Genomic DNA, 18675 nt, shown 5'->3' with positions numbered 1-18675 from the left:
CCTGCCTGAAATCGGCTTACGGGAAATTCGGGAAGTGGGGAGCTGTCAGCCGGCGGCCAGTTGCCGCGCCGCGCCATTGCGCCAGCGGGCCAGGTGTTCATCGGCGTAACGGCGCACGCAGCGCAATACGGCGCTTTCGTGCTGCACAAGGAAGAAGTGGTGACCGTCGAACATGTCGAGGGAAAAGCCGCTGGCGGCATCGAGTTGCCAGTCGAGCAACTGGTCGGCGCGCACGCTGTCCTGCTTGCCGCCGAACACATGGATCGGCATGTCCAGCGGCGTGCGCTGGCCATAGATGAAGCTGCCGCACAGCAGGAAATCGGCGCGCAGGATCGGCAGCATCAACTGCATCAACTCGGGGTTGGCCAGGGCTTCTTCGGCGGTGCCTTGCAGCTCGCGCAGGCGGGCAATCAACTGCTCATCGGTTTTCTCGATGGCGTATTCGCTGACATCCCGGCGCGCCGGCCCGGCGGTGCCGGAGGCAAACAACGCGAGCGGCGCGGGCACACCGCGGGCCTTCAAGGCATGCGCCAGTTCGAACGCCAGCAGGCCGCCGAGGCTGTGGCCGAACAAGGCGTAGGGGCCGCTCAAGTCGCGGCTGATCTCTTCCGCGAGCTGCGCCGCCAGGGCCTTGATATCGCGCTGCAGGGGCTCGTCCATGCGCATGCCGCGCCCGGGCAATTCCAGCGGGCACACGTGCAGCCATTCCGGCAGGGCTCGGCGCCAACGCGCGTAGACCATGGCGCTGGCACCCGAATAGGGCAGGCAAAACAGGCGCAGTCGCGTCGGCGCAGTCATCGGCCGACGACTCCAAACTGAAACACGCTGTATGCACGATAGAAACCCATTTCGTCCTCCTGCGGGGGCTGATCCTTGGCCGTTTTACTAACGGACCTGTCACCCAGAAGAACGGACGGCACCGGCAAATAATTAGTCGCCGGGGGCGAGCGCGACGTGGTTCACATCTAACAAGAAAGCATAAGATTAGTTCGTCTTCTCATTTGACAATCATTATCATTAAGCATAATTTGTTGCCCGATGTGTAGGAGGCCTCAGCAAGGACGCCCTCCCCTAACCTCTTTTGCGACAAGGTGATTTCCATGACGGAACCAGTAACCACAGGCAGGTGCGACTCACCACTTCTCCAGGCTTTCGTCGACAATCGACTGATCTTGGTGAAGATCGCGGCACGCATTACCGGCTGCCGCTCGCGGGCCGAAGACGTAGTGCAGGACGCCTACTTCCGGCTGCAATCCGCGCCGACGATCACCTCGTCGTTCAAGGCCCAGTTGAGCTATCTGTTCCAGATCGTGCGCAACCTGGCGATCGATCACTACCGCAAGCAGGCCCTGGAGCTCAAATACTCCGGGACGGAAGAGGAAGGCTTGAATGGGGTTATTCACGGCGCTTCACCGGAAACCTCGCATATCAACTTCAATACCCTGGAAAACATCGCCGACGCCCTGACGGAGCTGCCGCAGCGCACCCGCTACGCGTTCGAGATGTACCGCCTGCACGGCGTGCCGCAAAAGGACATCGCCAAGGAACTCGGCGTCTCGCCGACCCTGGTGAACTTCATGATCCGCGACGCGCTGGTGCATTGCCGCAAGGTTTCGGGCAACCACAGCGATACGTTTGCACGCCGGGTCTAAACGTTGATGCGCGAAGGGCCGGGCCGTTGCGCGCCAAGAATCAGCAGCGCCGCGCGTTTATGGGCGAAGTCGAATTCTCGCTGGCAATGGGGGCAACGATTCTGCGCGGGGCCTGCCGCCCCTTCTGCACACTGCGCATCCAGGTAGAAGTAATGCACCATCGCCGCCAACCGCGCATCGAAACGCCGCAGGACTTCACCGTGGGAAAGGTCGCAAAGATCAGTGGGATGTGACATGAAGGGCACTCGCAAACATCGTCAACCGTTGGTTGAGATGACGTGAGCAGCGCTAGGAAATTTAGCCGTCAGGGCGTCGGCATGACGTCAATGCGATAGGGTTCGAAAATCTTCAGCAGCTCGCCGCTGTCACGCAGGCGCTTGAGCAAGGCGGAAAAGGCCGCGCCGGTGATCGGCGCCTTGGGGCGCAGCAAGGCGTAGTGGTGATAGACCTGGTCGATGCGCTCCGAAACCAGGAACTGGCCGGCCATGTCCGCATTGCGCACCAGGAAATCACTCAGGTAGGAACGCGTGACCAGCGCAATATCCGCACGCCCGCGCACCACCATCAGCAGGTTGCTGTCATGGGAATACGTCAACGTGGCGTTGAACTGCTCGGCCAGGTATTTGGGGTCAGGGTTGAAATGCGCGAAGGCGTAGTGATAGCCGCTGAACACCGCCAGGCGTTTGCCGGTGAGGTCGGTGAAATAGTCCTGGCCGCGATCAAGCTGCCGCTGGGCGACGAAGATTTCCGCGTCTTCCAGCCCCATGTCCACGCTGGTGTGAGGAATTTTCTGCCAGCCCCAGTCGGGGTTTTCGAAAATGGCCATGTCGATACGGCCCTGCTCGAAATCACGAAAACGTCGCGGGATGGAGGTGGGCACCAGCACAAACTGGTAGTCGGCCTGTGAAGCATTGAGCGCTTCGACCAACTGCGGCAGCAGCCCGGTGTCGGCGCCCTGCTCGGGGCGCACGGTGTAGGGTGGAAAGTGCGCGGCGCCGATCCGTACCAATTGCGCAGCCGAAGCCGGCATCCACCACGCGGTGCCCAGTGCCCAAAAAGTAAGTCCTGCAGCCAGCCGCCATGGCGAAAACATCAAGGCACACACCGTTCACTACGTTAATGGCGATAAGCTAGGCGTTTTTGTCTGGCGAGACAACTTTTTCACCGTCAAATGAATAGCTTGCGCCTCAGTCGGGCTTCAACACCATCAGCAGGGCTTCTTCAGCCAACTCTTCCAGCGTCAGGCTGCCCTCGGCGCGAAACCAGGTGGTGGTCCAGGACAGCGCACCCGTGAGGAAACGCCGGGTGATAAACACATCGCCCTTGATGTAGCCCGCCGCCTTGGCCTCACCCAGCACCTGCAGCCAGATCTGTTCATATACATCGCGCAGGGCCAGTACCTGGGCCTGGCCCTCGGCCGACAGCGAACGCCATTCATAGACCAACACCGCCATGGCTTCGCCACTGCCGCCCATGATCGACTGCAACTCGCAACGGATCAGCGCCAGCACGCGTTCGCGCACGGTGGTCGCTTCTTCGAGCGAGGCGCGCATCATCGCCGTGTTGTAATGAATGGTTTCCTCCATCACCGCCCGCAGGATCTCGTCCTTGCTCTTGAAGTGATGAAAGATGCTGCCGGACTGGATGCCCACGGCGCCGGCCAGGTCGCGCACCGTGGTGCGTTCAAATCCCTTGTTGCGAAACAGGTGAGCCGCGGTCTGCAGCAACTTGCCCCGGGCACTGTCGGGGTCAGTCAATTGGCCACCGTCGACCATGGTGCGCATCACCCGCAGGGCTTTTTGCTCATCCATGCTGCTCTCCTCTACTTCTACGGACGTCTTGGCCGGCAATTTAGGCCGTGGCCGCCACCCAAGCAAGCGCTTGGGCAAAACTTGTGCCTGGAGTTTACAAACCAAGCGCTTGCTTGGTAGTCTCGTTGCCAGCCATTCGAGGAAGGATTTCTCATGAGCAAGACGGTTCGTATCGGCTGCGCCAGCGCCTTCTGGGGCGACACGTGCACGGCCGCCGCCCAATTGGTGCACGGCGGCGCACTGGATTACCTGGTGTTCGACTACCTGGCGGAAGTCACCCTGTCGATCCTCGCCGGTGCGCGGATCAAAGATCCCCAGGCCGGCTACGCCACGGATTTTGTCGAAGTGTTGACGCCGCTGCTCGGCGAGATCCAGCGCCAGGGCATCCGCGTGATCAGCAACGCCGGCGGTATCCACCCGCAGGCCTGCGCCGCCGCCCTGCAAGCGGCCTGCGACAAGGCCCAGGTCCCGCTGAAAATCGCCGTGTTGCTGGGCGACGACCTGCACCCTCAACTCAAGCACCTGCAGGGCATCACCGATATGTTCAACGGTGCGCCGCTGCCGCCACTGTGCGTGTCGGCCAATGCCTACCTCGGCGCACCCGGGATTGTCCAGGCACTGCAGTTGGGTGCGGATATCGTGATCACCGGTCGCGTGGTCGACAGCGCGGTGGTCAGCGCAGCGCTGGTGCATGCCTTCGACTGGTCCTGGCAGGACTATGACCGCCTGGCCCAGGCGGCACTGGCCGGGCACATCATCGAGTGCGGCGCGCAATGCACCGGCGGCAACTTTACCGATTGGCGCGAGGTGCCGGACTACGAGCACATCGGCTTCCCCATCGTCGAAGTGAGTGCCGACGGCCAGTTCACCGTGAACAAAGTCGATGGCACGGGCGGCCTGATCAGCGAACTCAGCGTGGCCGAGCAACTGCTGTATGAGATCGGCGACCCACGCGCCTACTTCTTGCCCGATGTGATCTGCGATTTCAGCCAGGTCAAATTGCACCAGCAAGGCAAACACAGCGTGCGCCTGCACGGTGCCAAGGGCTTGCCGCCGACCGACCAGTACAAAGTCAGTGCGACTTACCCGGACGGCTTTCGCTGCACCGCCAGTTGCCTGATTGCCGGCATCGACGCGGTGGCCAAGGCCGAGCGCGTCAGCCAGGCGATCATCAACAAGACCGCCGAACTCTTCAGCCAGCGCGGCTGGGCGCCCTACACCGACGTGAACATCGAGCTGCTCGGCAGCGAGGCCACCTACGGCGCCCACGCCCAGCGCCAGGATTGCCGCGAGGTGGTGGTGAAGATGGCGGTGCGGCACCCGAGCAAACAGGCCTTGGTGCTGTTCGCCCGCGAGATCGCCCAGGCGGCTACCGGCATGGCGCCAGGGCTGACCGGCATTGTCGGGGGACGCCCGACGGTGTACCCGCTGATTCGCCTGTTTTCATTCCTGATCGACAAGTCCGCCTGTGAGGTGGTGATCGACTTCCAGGGCGACAAACACCCCTGCGTGCTGCCGACCGCCGACGCCCCTCTCCTGCCGGCCGCTGCCGTGGATCCGCCCAAACCCCAAGGCCGCGCCGACGCCAGTGTGCCGTTGGTGAAGCTGGCCGTGGCGCGCTCCGGCGACAAGGGCAACCACAGCAATATCGGCGTGATCGCGCGCGCGCCGGAGTACCTGCCGTGGATCGCCGAGGCGCTGACCCCGGAAGTCATCGTCGACTGGATGGATCACGTGCTCGACCCCGTGCACGGCCGCGTCGAACGCTGGTACCTGCCCGGCAGCCACAGCCTCAACTTCCTGCTGGAAAACGCCCTGGGCGGTGGCGGCATCGCCAGCCTGCGCATCGACCCGCAAGGCAAGGCCTTCGCCCAGCAACTGCTGGAAATTCCCATCGCCGTGCCGCAACACATCGCTGATCAACTCACTTAAAGGAGCGTTGCCGTGGCCTTCGACTCGATCTTCAAAGCCGACCTGTTCCAGGGACATACCGTGATCGTCACCGGCGGTGGCAGCGGGATTGGCCGCTGCACCGCCCACGAACTGGCGGCCCTTGGCGCCCGCGTGATCCTGGTCGGACGCAAGCCGGAAAAACTGCAGAAGGTCGCGGCGGAAATTGCCGAAGATGGCGGCACTGCCCATTGGCAGGCCTGCGATATTCGTGATGAAGAGGCGGTGAAAGCGCTGGTCACGCAGATCATTCAAGCACATGGCCCTGTGCATGGCCTGGTGAATAACGCCGGCGGCCAGTACCCGTCGCCGCTCGCGTCGATCAACCAGAAGGGCTTCGAAACGGTGCTGCGCACCAACCTGGTGGGCGGTTTCCTGATGGCGCGGGAAGTGTTCAACCAGTCGATGAGCAAGCATGGCGGTGCCATCGTCAACATGCTTGCCGACATGTGGGGCGGCATGCCCGGCATGGGCCACTCCGGCGCGGCACGCTCGGGCATGGACAACTTCACCAAGACCGCCGCTTTCGAATGGGGGTATGCCGGGGTACGGGTCAATGCCGTGGCGCCGGGCTGGATCGCCTCCAGTGGCATGGACACTTACGAGGGCGCGTTCAAGGCGGTGATCCCGACCCTGCGTGAACACGTGCCGCTCAAGCGGATCGGCACCGAGTCGGAAGTCAGCGCGGCCATCGTGTTTCTGCTCAGCCCCGCCGCGGCCTTTGTCAGCGGCAGCACCCTGCGCATCGACGGCGCCGCCAGCCTGGGCAGCCGCGCCTGGCCGTTGCACAAGGCCGCGTCGCCGAGTGAACCGTTCAACGGTTTTCACCGCGCGTACCTGCCCGATGTCCTCAAGGCGGAGCGCTGAACCATGCCGGTGATTGAAAGCCTGATCGACGCCCACAGCCCGCAGTTTGCGCAGAACCGCGAAGCCATGCTGGAAGGCATCCAACACCTGCGCCAGCTGGAACACGCGCTGCTCGCCAAGGCGCAGGCGGCCAAACCCAAGTTCGACCAGCGCGGCCAACTGCTGCCACGCGAACGCCTCAATTTGCTGCTGGACCCCGGCGCACCGTTCCTCGAACTGGCGAGCCTGGCCGGCTACAAACTGCATGATGACAAGGACGGCAGCGCCGCCGGTGGCGGCTTGATCGCCGGCATCGGCTACGTCAGCGGCGTGCGCATGCTGGTGGTGGCCAATAACAGCGCAATCAAGGGCGGCACCATTTCCCCCACGGGCCTGAAGAAATCCCTGCGCCTGCAACAGATCGCCATGGAGAACAAACTGCCGGTGGTGACCCTGGCCGAAAGCGGCGGGGCCAACCTCAACTATGCCGCCGAGATTTTCGTCGAAGGCGCGCGCAGCTTCGCCAACCAGGCGCGCATGTCGGCCATGGGCTTGCCGCAGATCACCGTGGTGCACGGCTCGGCCACTGCAGGTGGGGCGTATCAGCCGGGGTTGTCGGACTACGTGGTGGTGGTGCGCGGCAAGGCCAAGCTGTTCCTCGCCGGGCCGCCGCTGCTCAAGGCCGCCACCGGTGAAATCGCCACGGATGAAGAACTGGGCGGCGCCGAGATGCATGCGCAAACCGCCGGCACCGCCGAATACCTGGCGGAAAACGATGCCGACGGCGTGCGCATCGTGCGCGAGATTGTCAGCCTGTTGCCGTGGGATGAGCGCCTGCCGCCGGCGTCGAGACGGGCGTATGCCGAGCCGCTGTATCCCATCGACGAGCTGTTGGGGTTGATCCCCGATGACCCGAAGAAACCCTATGACGTGCGCGAGATCCTCGCGCGGCTGGCGGACGGCTCGCAGTTCCTCGAGTTCAAGGGCGAGTTCGATGCCCACACGGTCTGCGGCCACCTGCAGATCCAGGGCCGCGCCGTCGGCGTGATCGGCAACAACGGCCCGATCACGCCCAAGGGCGCGAGCAAGGCCGCCCAGTTCATCCAACTGTGCGACCAGAGCCGCACGCCGCTGCTGTTCCTGCACAACACCACCGGGTTCATGGTGGGCACCGAATCGGAGCAACAAGGGGTGATCAAGCACGGTGCGAAGATGATCCAGGCGGTGGCCAACGCGCGGGTGCCTAAACTCACGGTGGTGGTCGGCGGTTCGTACGGCGCCGGCAACTATGCGATGTGCGGGCGTGGCCTGGACCCGCGGTTTATCTTCGCCTGGCCCAACAGCCGCACGGCGGTCATGGGCGGTGCGCAGGCGGGCAAGGTGCTGCGGATTGTCACCGAGGCCAAGCAGTTGAAGGACGGCCTGGTGCCGGATCCCAAGGTGCTGGACATGCTGGAGCAGGTCACGGCGCAGAAGCTCGACAGCCAATCCACTGCGCTGTATGGCAGTGCGAATCTGTGGGATGACGGGCTGATTGATCCCCGCGATACCCGCACGCTGCTGGGGTTGCTGCTGGATATTTGTCATGAGGCTGATGTGCGGCAGTTGCAGCCCAACAGCTTTGGCGTGGCGCGTTTCTAACGCTCAGGAGAACAACAACAATGATCTTCACCCAGGAACACCAGGCACTGCGCCGCACCGTCCGCGCCTTCGTCGACCGCGAGATCAACCCCCATGTGGATGAATGGGAAAAAGCCGGGCGCTTCCCCATCCACGAGATCTTTCGCAAGGCCGGCGACCTCGGCCTGCTGGGTATCTCCAAGCCGGAGCAGTTCGGCGGCATGGGCCTGGACTACAGCTATTCGATCGTCGCCGCCGAAGAGTTCGGCACCATCCGCTGCGGTGGCATCCCCATGTCCATCGGCGTGCAGACCGACATGTGCACCCCCGCCCTCGCCCGCTTCGGTTCCGATGAACTGCGCGATGAATTCCTGCGCCCGGCCATCAGCGGCGAACAGGTGGGCTGTATCGGCGTGTCGGAAAGCGGCGCCGGTTCCGACGTGGCCGGGCTGAAAACCCACGCGCGCAAGGACGGCGACGACTACGTGATCAACGGCAGCAAAATGTGGATCACCAACTCGCCCAGCGCCGATTTTATCTGCCTGCTGGCCAACACTTCCGATGACAAGCCGCACATCAACAAGTCGCTGATCATGGTGCCGATGAACACCCCGGGGATCAGCGTCAGCCCGCCCCTGGAAAAGCTCGGCATGCACAGTTCGGAAACGGCCCAGGTGTTTTTCGATGACGTGCGCGTGCCACAGCGCAACCGCATCGGCCATGAAGGTGCAGGCTTCATGATGCAGATGCTGCAGTTCCAGGAAGAACGGCTGTTTGGCGCGGCCAATATGATCAAGGGCCTGGAGTACTGCATCGACAGCACCATCGCCTACTGCCAGGAGCGCCAGACCTTCGGCAAGGCGCTGATCGACAACCAGGTCATCCACTTTCGCCTGGCCGAACTGGCCACCGAAATCGAATGCCTGCGCGCGCTGGTCTACCAGGCCACCGAGCAATACATCAAAGGCCAGGACGTAACCCGCTTGGCCTCCATGGCCAAGCTCAAGGCCGGGCGCCTGGGCCGTGAAGTCAGCGACAGTTGCCTGCAATACTGGGGCGGCATGGGCTTCATGTGGGACAACCCGGTGGCGCGGGCTTATCGCGATGTGCGCCTGGTCTCGATTGGCGGCGGCGCCGACGAAATCATGCTGGGCATCATCTGCAAACTGATGGGCACCTTGCCGGGGAAAAAAGCATGAACACGCTCTTGCTGGAGCCGCATAACGGCGTGCTGCACATCACCCTCAATCGCCCTGAAAGCCGTAATGCGATGAGCCTGGAAATGGTCAATGAACTGCGCGCGGTGCTGGCGCAACTCGACGGCCAGGTGCGCGCCTTGGTGATCAGCGGCGCCGGCGGGCATTTCTGCGCCGGGGCCGATGTGAAGGACCTGGTCACGGCGGGTAATCAACTCCAGGCGCTGAACCGGGCGTTTGGCACCTTGTTGCAAGAAGTCGAGGCGGTTCCCCAAGTCGTGATCGTGGTGCTGCAAGGCGCAGTGCTGGGCGGCGGCTTTGGCCTGGCGTGCGTGAGTGATATCGCGATTGCCGATCACCAGGCGCAGTTCGGTTTGCCGGAGACCAGCCTGGGCTTGCTGCCGGCGCAGATTGCGCCGTTCGTGGTCAAGCGTATCGGCCTGACCCAGGCCCGCCGACTGGCACTGACGGCGGCGCGCTTTGACGGCCTTGAAGCCGAGCGGCTGGGCGTCGTGCACTTCACCGAGCGCGACCCGCAGGCATTGGCGGAGCGCCTGGACGAGGTGCTGGGGCAGGTACTGCGCTGCGCGCCGGGAGCGAATGGACGGACCAAATCCCTGTTGCTGGCGAGTGTGGATGAGCCGCTTGAGGCGGTGCTGGATCGCGGCGCGCAGTGGTTTGCCGAGGCGGTGAGAAGTGAAGAAGGGATTGAGGGGACGCAGGCGTTTGTGCAGAAGCGCAAACCGCGCTGGTGCAAATGACGTCTTCGCAGGCAAGCCAGCGCCCACAGGGAAATGCATTCCAACGGTGAGAGCGGCGCTGCGACAACCCGACCTGCCCGCAATGAGGCCCGAACCATCACCCCCATCAGTCAAGGGATAAGCCCATGCCCGACTTCACCAAGATCCTGATCGCCAACCGCGGCGAAATCGCCTGCCGTATCCAGCGCACCGCCCAGGCCCTGGGCTACCGCACAGTTGCGGTCTACAGCGACGCCGACGCGCAGGCGCTGCATGTGCAGATGGCCGATGAGGCGGTGAATATCGGGCCCGCGCCGGTGCAGCAGTCCTACCTGAATATCCCGGCGATTATCCAAGCGGCCAGGCTCACCGGCGCCGATGCGGTGCATCCCGGCTACGGTTTTCTATCGGAAAACCCCGCGTTCGCCCACGCCTGCCAGCAGGCCGGCCTGACGTTCATCGGCCCCAGCGCCGAGGCCATCGAGCTGATGGGCAGCAAGCGCCTGTCCAAACTCGCCATGCTCGAGGCCGGGGTGCCGTGTATCGCTGGCTACCAGGGCGCGGCCCAGGACGACAGCACACTGCAGCGAGAAGCCGAGCGCATCGGCTATCCCTTGATGATCAAGGCCAGCGCCGGTGGCGGCGGCCGAGGCATGCGCCTGGTGCATCAACCCGAGGCGCTGTTGGACAACCTGCACACCGCCCGCTCGGAGGCGAAAAACGCCTTCGGCAGTGACGAACTGATCCTCGAACAGGCGTTGATCGAGCCGCGCCACGTCGAAATCCAGGTGTTTGGCGACAGCCACGGCCACCTTATCTACCTGGGTGAGCGTGACTGCTCGATCCAGCGGCGCCATCAGAAAATCATCGAAGAAGCACCCTGCCCGGTGATGACGCCCGCGCTGCGCCAGGCCATGGGCGAAGCCGCACTCAGGGCGGGACGCGCGGTGAATTATGTCGGCGCAGGTACCGTCGAGTTCCTGCTCGATCGCAACGGCCAGTTCTACTTTCTGGAAATGAACACCCGCCTGCAGGTGGAGCATCCGGTCACCGAATTGATCACCGGCCTCGACCTGGTGGACTGGCAACTGCAGATCGCCGCCGGCCACCCCCTGCCGCTGGACCAGGCAGGCGTGACCCTCAGCGGCCACGCCATGGAAGTGCGCCTGTACGCCGAAGACCCGGCGCAGGACTTTCTGCCGCAAACCGGCAAGGTCCTGCATTGGCAACCGGCGGCGGGCGTGCGGGTTGACCATGGCGTGCTGCAGGGCCAGCGCATCAGCCCGTTCTACGACCCGATGCTGGGCAAAATCATCGCCCACGGCGCCACCCGCGAAGAGGCCCGGCGCAAGCTGCTGCGCGCAGTGGAAGACACAGTGCTGTTGGGGGTGGCGAGCAATCAACACATGCTGGCCGACCTGCTCAAGCACCCGGGGTTTGTCAGTGCTGACTTCAGTACCGGGTTTATTGCCGAACACTTCAGCGAGGTGCCAGCCCTGGCGGCGACCGAGGAACAGCTCGCCGTGGCCGCCGCGCTGTTTTATCAACACAGCGCCGGCCAGCATCGCCAGGGGTTGGCGGGCTGGCGCAACAACGCCACGCTGACGTGGACCTACCGCCTGGCCGTCCACGACGAGGTCCGCGAAATCGCGGTCAGCGTGCTGGAGAACGAGCGCCTGCACGCCAATGGCCTCGACATCCACCCCCTTGCCACCGACGGGCGCTGGGCCAGCCTGATCATCAATGGCATCCGCCGGCGTATCGCCTATCACCATGATGGCGACCAGCTGTGGCTGCCCGGCATCACCGTGACCAACCGCACCCAGCAGGTCGTCGAGCGCCAGGCGGACGCCGGCAGCGGCCGGGTCAAGGCCCCGATGGATGGTGCCATCGTCGATGTGCGGGTCAGCGCCGGCGACACCGTGAGCAAAGGCCAGCTGTTGCTGGTACTTGAGGCGATGAAAATGGAGCACCCGCTGAAGGCCGACAGGGACGGCGTGGTCAAGGGCGTGCAGGTGACTGCCGGCGATCAGGTGCGCAATCGCCAGGTTTTGCTCGAGATCGAATAAGCGCTGGGCGGGAACTACAGGGCCGGGCTACGCTCTATCCCCATCAGTAAGGGATGAGTACGGGAAGCTGCACAATGCCTCATTGGCTGATTATTGACCTTGAAGCCACGACGGATGACGGCGGCTGGCCCGTGACGGAGATGGAAGTCATCGAGATCGGCGCGAGCCTGGTGAACCGCCAGGGCCGCGAGCTGGACCACTTCCAGCGCTTCGTACGGCCCCTGCGTCGGCCCTTGTTGACGCCCTTTTGCCGCAAGCTGACCCACATCACCCAGGCGAATATCGACAGCGCGTTGCCGATGATCGAGGTGTGGTCGCTGTTCGAGCGCTGGCTGGGCCAGCACCAGGCACGCCTGGAAGGCTGGGCCAGCTGGGGTGACTACGACCGTGTGCAACTGGAACTGGAATGGCAGCGCCATGAGCTGGCCAGTGCACTCGCCCACACGCCCCATGTAAACCTCAAGCAGCGCTTCGCCAAGGCCCGGCGCCTGGACAAGCCGCTGGGGCTCAACGCCGCCCTGCAATTGGCGGGGATGCAGTTCCATGGGCAGCAACATCGGGCCCTGGAAGACGCGCGCAACACCGCCCGGCTGCTGCCGCTGATTTTGCCGGTCTAGGCAGCTCCCGAAGGCTTGGGCATACTGGCCAGCCTTTTTGCGTAATCTGCTCTTCCTGCAGGCGCCGGCTTGCCGCCGATGAGGCCCTCAAGCCTTGCATCGGGCGCCTGCAGTAAGCAGGAAGCCTTAACCCACTTTCCGAGGAATCGCCCATGTTTAAAGTCAACGAGTACTTCGACGGCACCGTCAAGTCGATCGCTTTCGGCACCGCTGAAGGGCCGGCGACCATCGGCGTCATGGCCCCGGGTGAATACGAATTCGGCACCGCCCAGCGTGAAATCATGCACGTGGTGTCCGGCGCCCTGACCGTCAAGCTGCCCGACGCCAGCGACTGGGAAACCTTCGCCGCCGGCAGCCAGTTCAACGTACCGGCCAACAGCAAGTTCCAACTGAAGGTCGCCGTGGACACCGCTTACCTGTGCGAATACCGCGGCTAAGCCGTCGACCGGTCAAAAAAAATGCCCGTCTCCTGCGAGACGGGCATTTTTTATGCGCGCGGCACCCTATTCAAGCAGCGTCACCGGCATGCCGACTTCAAGCCGGCCCACGCCGTCATTGACCAGGTTCTGGCCAAAAATCGCGCCGTTTTCGGTCTTGCGATATGCCTCGAGGGTCGCGAAAGGCTCGCGGTCGGCACTGCGTTCGCCGGTGTGCGGGTCAATGGTGGTGAGGATGCACCGTGAGCACGGCTTGACCGCGCGGAACTCGACGTCGCCAATGCGCAGGCGCTTCCAGCCGTCTTCGGCAAAGGCGGCGCTGCCTTCGATCACAAGGTTGGGGCGAAAGCGCAGCATCTCCATGGGCCGGCCGATGCGTTGCGAGAGGTCGTCCAGGGAAGCCTGGCCGATCAGCAGCAACGGGTAACCGTCGGCGAACGCGACCTGGTCGTCATCGCGCCCGTAGCCCGCTTCGGTGGTACGCGCGCGTTCAAGGGGAATGTGCACCAGCCGGGTCGGCTTGCCGATAAAGTCACTGACCCACGCCGCCGCTTCGTCGCCTGCGTCCGGCACGCGCAAGGTGTCGCGCCAGATGGTCACACCGCGCAACGCGGCGTCGCCGGCCGGCAACGCCACGTCCAGCGGAGCATACCCGGGCGAACTCAAGCTCAGGCCACCGCTGCTGCTCCACAGCGCCGACAACTGGCTCATCTTCGCCACGGCCCGCTGCGTGAGGAAACGCCCACTGGCCTCGTCCACCAGCATCCAGCGTCGATCCCCGTCCAGCCCCAGCTTATCCAGGCCGATGTGTTGCAGGCTCTCGGCCTTGCCGGACTTCAAGGGGTAACGGTACAACGCGCTGAGACGAAGCATGAGCCTGCATTCCTGAGGGGCAAAGCCGTCACCCTAAGGTCAAGCCGGCACTTCGTCCAGCATCAGACGCTGACGCACCACATCGACGAGTTTGTCGGGCTGGAATTTGGACAGGAAGTTGTCGCAACCGACCTTCTTCACCATCGAATCGTTGAAGCTCCCCGACAGCGACGTGTGCAACACCACATACAGCCCACGCAGGCGCGGGTCGTTGCGGATCTCGGTGGTGAGGCGGTAACCGTCCATCTCGGGCATTTCGGCGTCGGTGAAGATCATCAGTAGTTTGTCGGTCATCACCTGGCCGCTGTCGGCCCAGGCCTTGAGCATGTTCAGCGCCTTGAGGCCGTCGCTGGCGATGTGCATCTTCACACCCAACTGGCCGAGGGTGTCGCGCAGTTGCGACAAGGCCACATTGGAGTCGTCGACCAGCAGCACTTCGCGGCCACGCGCACGTTCCAGCACCGGGTCGTCGAGTTTTTCGCGGGAGACCTTGGCGTTGTATGGCACGATTTCGGCGAGGACTTTTTCCACGTCGATGATCTCCACCAACTGGTCATCGACCTTGCTGATGGCGGTGAGGTAGTGCTGGCGCCCGGCGCTGGTCGGCGGCGGCAGGATAGCCTCCCAGTTCATGTTGACGATGCGGTCCACGCCGCCCACCAGGAACGCCTGCACCGAACGGTTGTACTCGGTGACGATAATCGTGCTGTTCGGCCCAGGCACCAAGGGGCGCATGCCAATCGCCTGGGACAGGTCGATCACCGGCAACGTCTGGCCACGCAGGTTGACCACGCCGCACACGAACGGGTGGCGCTGGGGCATCAAGGTCAACTTGGGCAATTGCAGGACTTCCTGGACCTTGAACACGTTGATCGCGAACAGCTGGCGCCCGGCCAGGCGAAACATGAGGATTTCGAGGCGATTCTCACCCACCAGTTGCGTGCGTTGGTCTACCGTGTCGAGAATGCCGGCCATTAAAAGCTCCTGGTGTGCGCTGAAAGTGTGGCGCGAGGGTGAGTGCATTGCATGGAGAGGTTATCGGCGGCGAGCGCCAGACCTTGACCCTGGTAAAATGCCATGTAAATTCGTTGATGTCACACTGACATCATGGTTTACTGCGAACGCCGCTCCAGAGGCGGTGCAGCGACGTTGCGCGACATTCAAATCGACGCAAGGTTCCGCTATCTAAGGGATTCCCTTAGACACAATCGGGCCCAACCTGATATTCGCAATATCTAATAGCCATTAATGTGACGCCATTCTCAATGCATGAATGGAGTCAGGCTTTTGTTTGCCATCCCAAGCCCTCGGCCCACGGGCCTTCCAGACCTCCACGCGAGGGTAACTGAAGGTGTGCAACGGACCCCGCTCATGAGGGCCACGCACCGCCGTCGCCATCATTCAAATAAGCGTCCTACTGAAATCTCAGAAGCGACCTACAGATTTCAGTCATATTTCAGCGCTAGTTTTAAGCCATTCACCCGGTGCGACATCTCATCACCCGACCTTAAGTTGTGGAGACTTGCATGATGAACGACGGTAACGAGTGGCAACTTGCACTTCCCGAGTTTCTGCATGAAGCCGAGAAGCTACTGGCCAAGTCCGAAGAGTGCCTCAGTCATCTGCATATGATCCGCAATGACAGCGACGCGATCGACTGCATGAAGATCAGCCTGATCAAGCTGGCCGAAAAGGCCGACGCCCTGGCGCTGCAGGCCATCAGCGAGTTCTCGCGGCACATCCAGTACCTGATCGCGAATGCCGAAAACCCTCTGCACCTGCATGACCAGGCCCTGGATGCGCTGCATGATTGCCTGACGTTACTGGCCTGGCAGCTGGAACTCATCGACGCCAAGACTGGCCAACTGACCCTGGACGAAACCGAGCAAACGACCTTGATTGCCACGGTCATCCTGCAGATCCCACAAAAAGACTTCAGCAGCAAACCGCAACAACGAATGCATCACACGTCCTGAACCAATGACAGGTCGTATTCGCACCCTGAGTTATCTAAAAACGACCGGAATAAATATCAAATAGCCACTAACGGACATATCGATACAAACCAACTTCGATAATACAACTTCCCACTGTTCCAAACTCTGTGGTTACCGCCCGGGTATTTGCCTGGATATAGGCACGGCAAAAGCAAAGTGCCAGGCGACCAACGGTTACAGGGGTGATACTATGCCCCGCTCGAAGTAACTCAACTTCATCATGTATAAAAACGATTCGGCCACGCATTCCACACAAAGCCCTGTCAGCCGCCGTGACCGGTCTTCCCGCAGCGAACCCTCATTGGCTCCATCCGCTATGTACGCCAACTTCAAGTCACTCCTCGCCAGGTCCGTGTCCCGCAGCCATGCTCGACGCCTGGTCCTTGCCTTGTGCCTTGTCTCGCTGCTGCTCAGCCTGTGGACCTACGCCCACGCCGAGCCGATGCCGCTGGTGGTGGTGCTGTTGAACCTGGCGATCGTGGTGGTGGTTGGCCTGCAGCAGTGGCGCTCACGCAAGTCCATCAAGTTCCAGCCCCAGGAACTTGCCGACCGCTTGCTGCAGGTGCAGGAAAACGAGCGCCACCGCCTCAGCCGCGAACTGCATGACGATATCGGCCAGCTACTGACCGCCGCCAAGCTGCAAAGCGAGTGGCTCAAACGCCGCCTGCCGGAAGACCTGCAGAGCCAATGCACGGTGCTGTGCAACACCCTCAACGAAACCCTGGCCAAGGTGCGTGACGTCTCCGCCATCCTCAACCCGCGCCAGCTGGCCAGCCTGGGCCTGGAAGCGAGCCTGCGCGCGCACCTGCTCAAGACCCTGGAAAACACCCCGATTCACTGGAGCCTGGAATGCCAGCAACGGCTGACCGGCATCCCGGAAGAAATGGCCGTGGCGGCCTTTCGCATTACCCAGGAAGCGGTGACCAACATGCTACGCCACGCCCAGGCGCGCAATTTGCTGGTACGCCTGCAACGCCTGCCCGAAGGCCTGTCGCTGTTTATCAGCGATGACGGCCTGGGCTTTTCGCCTGCCATCAACCCCGGCCTGGAAGGTCAACGGGGCATGGCCGGCATGTCGGAGCGGATTGATCAGCTGGGGGGCACCTTGTCCGTCAGCAGCCAGCCAGGCAAAGGGACACGGATCGACGCGCTCTTCCCCTGGGCGCCCCGCGCCCTCGAACGGGCCAGTTCCCCTAAGGTTCTCGAGTGACCTGCAAATTACTCCTGGTGGATGACCATGCACTGATCCGGGCCGGCGTACGCGCGCTGGTCCAGGACATACCCGGTTATACGGTGATCGGCGAAGCCAGCGATGGCGCACAACTGCTGGAGCAGTTCAGCGCGCTGTTGCCGGATATCGTGCTGCTGGACCTGTCGATGAAGCACACCGGCGGCCTGGATGCCTTGCAGCAACTCAAGCGCGGCTACCCCAAGAGCAAAGTGCTGATCCTGTCGATGCACACCGACCCGGAACTGATCATGTGCGCGCTGGAGTCCGGCGCCCATGGCTACCTGCTCAAGGACACCACCGCCAACGAGCTGGAACACGCGCTGCTGGCCTTGCGCAACAACGAGCGCTACCTGAGCCCGGCGATCGCCCACACCGTGATCAACCAGGCGCTGGTGCGCGGCCAGGGCGCCACCACGCCCGCCGGCCACAGCCATAACCTCACCGCCCGGCAGTTGGAGATCCTGCGCTTGATCGTGCGCGGCAAGTCCACCCGTGAAATCGCCCACGGCCTGGGCCTGAGCATCAAGACCGTGGAAGCGCACCGTTCGCAAATCATGAAGCGCCTGCAGATTTTCGACGTGGCGGGCCTGGTGTTATTCGCGGTGCGCGAGCAGATCATCAGCCTGGACGACTAACGGCGAATTCACCGGCAGGTGCACGCGCAAGGCCTTGGGCACGGCCTCGAAGTGCAAGTCGTCGCCTTCCAGCGGCTCGCCGTCGAGGTTGATGTACAGGCCCTGTGCAACCTTGATATTGACCCACGGCAGGCGCGCGCGGACGAACATGGTGTCCAGGCCCCAGCCGTTGGTCATCAGCTCGCGCAGGGTGCCGACCACCTCCTGGGGTGCCGGCAGGATGCTGACGTCCAGCAAGCCATCATCGGCCAATGCCTCCGGGCATAGCACATGCCCTCCCCCGGCCTGGCGCCCGTTGCCGATCCCGAGCGCGAGCAGTTCGCCTTTCCAGTGAAAATCCGGGCCTTCCAGCTCGCCATAGGCGGCCTTCAACTCGCTGAAACGGGTCAAGCCGGTGAACAGGTACGCCGCACCGCCGAGCACCTTCTTCAGGTCCTCGGAGGTGTTGGCGGTGACCTGGCTGCCGAAGCCGCCGGTGGCCATATTGAGGAAGATTTGCCCGCCGACCCGGCCGAGGTCGATCGCCTTGGGCGGCACGTCCAGCAATGCCAGGGCCTGGGCAGGTTCCAGCGGGACCCCGGCGGCGCGGGCGAAGTCGTTGGCGGTGCCCAGGGGCATGAGCACCAGGCTGGCATCGGTGTTGGCCTGGGCCATGGCTTCGGCGACATCGCGCAAGGTGCCGTCGCCACCGCCGGCGATGATGTGCGGGTAGCCGCCGTCCAGCGCTTCATTGACCAGGCGCTGGGCGTCGCCGCCTTCCCATGTGACCCGCACCGCCAGTTCCCAGCCCAGGTCGCGCCGGGCCTGCACGGCCGCGCGCACGTCCTCGTTGAGGGCTTGCTTGCCGTGGAGGATCAACAGTGCCTTGTGGGTGGTCATGGGGGGGTCTCCTGGGTTCTAAGGTGCTTGAAGGATGTTGACCTTTGGTGGGGAGGAAAAAGTCAGTGGGGGGTGGAAATAATTTGGGGGGGGTTGGGGGTTGGGGGGGTTCGGGGGTAGGG

Annotated in this window: 19 protein-coding genes; 12 read left to right on the top strand and 7 right to left on the bottom strand. The window is 63.1% G+C overall.

What is annotated here, in order from left to right; genetic code table 11:
• Window positions 1–45: 45 nt before the first annotated feature.
• Window positions 46–798, bottom strand: coding sequence for a thioesterase domain-containing protein (locus tag QMX97_RS18745; RefSeq protein WP_065903494.1), 753 nt, complete (start codon window positions 796–798; stop codon window positions 46–48).
• A gap of 302 nt (window positions 799–1100) precedes the next feature.
• Between QMX97_RS18745 and QMX97_RS18740 the strand changes: the two genes are divergently transcribed.
• The gene (locus QMX97_RS18740) at window positions 1101–1652 is read left to right on the top strand and encodes an RNA polymerase factor sigma-70 (RefSeq protein ID WP_282397370.1); all 552 of its coding nucleotides are present in this window, start codon (window positions 1101–1103) and stop codon (window positions 1650–1652) included.
• Here QMX97_RS18740 and QMX97_RS18735 read toward each other — a convergent pair.
• The 3 genes from QMX97_RS18735 to QMX97_RS18725 all read right to left on the bottom strand — a co-directional run bounded on the left by QMX97_RS18735 (window position 1649) and on the right by QMX97_RS18725 (window position 3463).
• Window positions 1649–1888 carry a hypothetical protein gene (locus QMX97_RS18735; protein ID WP_141697273.1) on the bottom strand — a complete coding sequence of 80 codons (240 nt, stop codon included), beginning with the start codon at window positions 1886–1888 and terminating at the stop codon, window positions 1649–1651. The genes QMX97_RS18740 and QMX97_RS18735 overlap by 4 nt on opposite strands.
• A 68-nt stretch (window positions 1889–1956) precedes the next feature.
• Window positions 1957–2745 (bottom strand): transporter substrate-binding domain-containing protein, encoded by a 789-nt coding sequence (locus QMX97_RS18730; protein WP_083221366.1) that lies wholly within the window; start codon window positions 2743–2745, stop codon window positions 1957–1959.
• Window positions 2746–2839: 94 nt separating this feature from the next.
• Entirely contained in the window at window positions 2840–3463 is a 624-nt protein-coding gene (locus QMX97_RS18725; protein ID WP_106803048.1) for a TetR/AcrR family transcriptional regulator, read from the bottom strand.
• A 153-nt stretch (window positions 3464–3616) separates the two neighbouring features.
• On the opposite strand from QMX97_RS18725, the gene QMX97_RS18720 reads away from it, so the two are divergent.
• From QMX97_RS18720 to QMX97_RS18685, 8 genes are all read left to right on the top strand, one after another.
• A complete protein-coding gene (locus tag QMX97_RS18720) occupies window positions 3617–5395 on the top strand; it encodes an acyclic terpene utilization AtuA family protein (protein ID WP_282397369.1) in 1779 nt (592 codons plus the stop codon).
• Window positions 5396–5407: 12 nt separating this feature from the next.
• A complete protein-coding gene (locus tag QMX97_RS18715) occupies window positions 5408–6280 on the top strand; it encodes an SDR family oxidoreductase (protein WP_065903510.1) in 873 nt (290 codons plus the stop codon).
• Window positions 6281–6283: 3 nt separating this feature from the next.
• Window positions 6284–7900, top strand: coding sequence for a geranyl-CoA carboxylase subunit beta (atuC, locus tag QMX97_RS18710; protein ID WP_065903514.1), 1617 nt, complete (start codon window positions 6284–6286; stop codon window positions 7898–7900).
• 20 nt (window positions 7901–7920) lie between these two features.
• Window positions 7921–9078 carry a citronellyl-CoA dehydrogenase gene (gene atuD, locus QMX97_RS18705; protein ID WP_282397368.1) on the top strand — a complete coding sequence of 386 codons (1158 nt, stop codon included), beginning with the start codon at window positions 7921–7923 and terminating at the stop codon, window positions 9076–9078.
• Window positions 9075–9836: an enoyl-CoA hydratase-related protein gene (locus tag QMX97_RS18700; RefSeq protein ID WP_282397367.1), complete on the top strand. Its 762-nt coding sequence runs from the start codon at window positions 9075–9077 to the stop codon at window positions 9834–9836. The genes atuD and QMX97_RS18700 overlap by 4 nt, the downstream gene beginning before the upstream one ends.
• 125 nt (window positions 9837–9961) lie before the next feature.
• Window positions 9962–11884 (top strand): acetyl/propionyl/methylcrotonyl-CoA carboxylase subunit alpha, encoded by a 1923-nt coding sequence (locus QMX97_RS18695; protein ID WP_282397366.1) that lies wholly within the window; start codon window positions 9962–9964, stop codon window positions 11882–11884.
• Between the two features lie 74 nt (window positions 11885–11958).
• The gene (locus QMX97_RS18690; protein ID WP_065903525.1) at window positions 11959–12501 is read left to right on the top strand and encodes an exonuclease domain-containing protein; all 543 of its coding nucleotides are present in this window, start codon (window positions 11959–11961) and stop codon (window positions 12499–12501) included.
• 152 nt (window positions 12502–12653) lie between these two features.
• Window positions 12654–12938, top strand: a complete 285-nt coding sequence (locus QMX97_RS18685) for a pyrimidine/purine nucleoside phosphorylase (protein WP_058424671.1) — start codon at window positions 12654–12656, stop codon at window positions 12936–12938.
• A 66-nt stretch (window positions 12939–13004) separates the two neighbouring features.
• Here QMX97_RS18685 and QMX97_RS18680 read toward each other — a convergent pair whose 3' ends face one another.
• Together QMX97_RS18680 and QMX97_RS18675 are read right to left on the bottom strand one after the other, a co-directional pair.
• The gene (locus QMX97_RS18680) at window positions 13005–13811 is read right to left on the bottom strand and encodes an MOSC domain-containing protein (protein WP_120449320.1); all 807 of its coding nucleotides are present in this window, start codon (window positions 13809–13811) and stop codon (window positions 13005–13007) included.
• A gap of 39 nt (window positions 13812–13850) precedes the next feature.
• The gene (locus QMX97_RS18675; RefSeq protein WP_065903528.1) at window positions 13851–14786 is read right to left on the bottom strand and encodes a chemotaxis protein CheV; all 936 of its coding nucleotides are present in this window, start codon (window positions 14784–14786) and stop codon (window positions 13851–13853) included.
• Between the two features lie 551 nt (window positions 14787–15337).
• Between QMX97_RS18675 and QMX97_RS18670 the strand changes: the two genes are divergently transcribed.
• The 3 genes from QMX97_RS18670 (at window position 15338) to QMX97_RS18660 (ending at window position 17674) form a co-directional block, all read left to right on the top strand.
• Window positions 15338–15787 (top strand): hypothetical protein, encoded by a 450-nt coding sequence (locus QMX97_RS18670; protein ID WP_201145654.1) that lies wholly within the window; start codon window positions 15338–15340, stop codon window positions 15785–15787.
• Window positions 15788–16124: 337 nt separating this feature from the next.
• Window positions 16125–17018: a sensor histidine kinase gene (locus QMX97_RS18665; protein WP_282397375.1), complete on the top strand. Its 894-nt coding sequence runs from the start codon at window positions 16125–16127 to the stop codon at window positions 17016–17018.
• Window positions 17015–17674 carry a response regulator transcription factor gene (locus QMX97_RS18660; RefSeq protein ID WP_106803042.1) on the top strand — a complete coding sequence of 220 codons (660 nt, stop codon included), beginning with the start codon at window positions 17015–17017 and terminating at the stop codon, window positions 17672–17674. The genes QMX97_RS18665 and QMX97_RS18660 overlap by 4 nt, the downstream gene beginning before the upstream one ends.
• Here the strand turns inward: QMX97_RS18660 and yegS are convergent.
• Entirely contained in the window at window positions 17633–18553 is a 921-nt protein-coding gene (gene yegS, locus QMX97_RS18655) for a lipid kinase YegS (protein ID WP_065903534.1), read from the bottom strand. The genes QMX97_RS18660 and yegS overlap by 42 nt on opposite strands.
• Window positions 18554–18675: the final 122 nt, after the last annotated feature.

Origin of the sequence: Pseudomonas sp. PS01298 (assembly GCF_029959745.1) — a bacterium.
In the GTDB taxonomy this organism is placed as follows: domain Bacteria; phylum Pseudomonadota; class Gammaproteobacteria; order Pseudomonadales; family Pseudomonadaceae; genus Aquipseudomonas; species Aquipseudomonas aylmerensis.
Note: the sequence above shows the minus strand (reverse complement) of the source record. Positions and strands in the feature narration are given on the sequence as shown.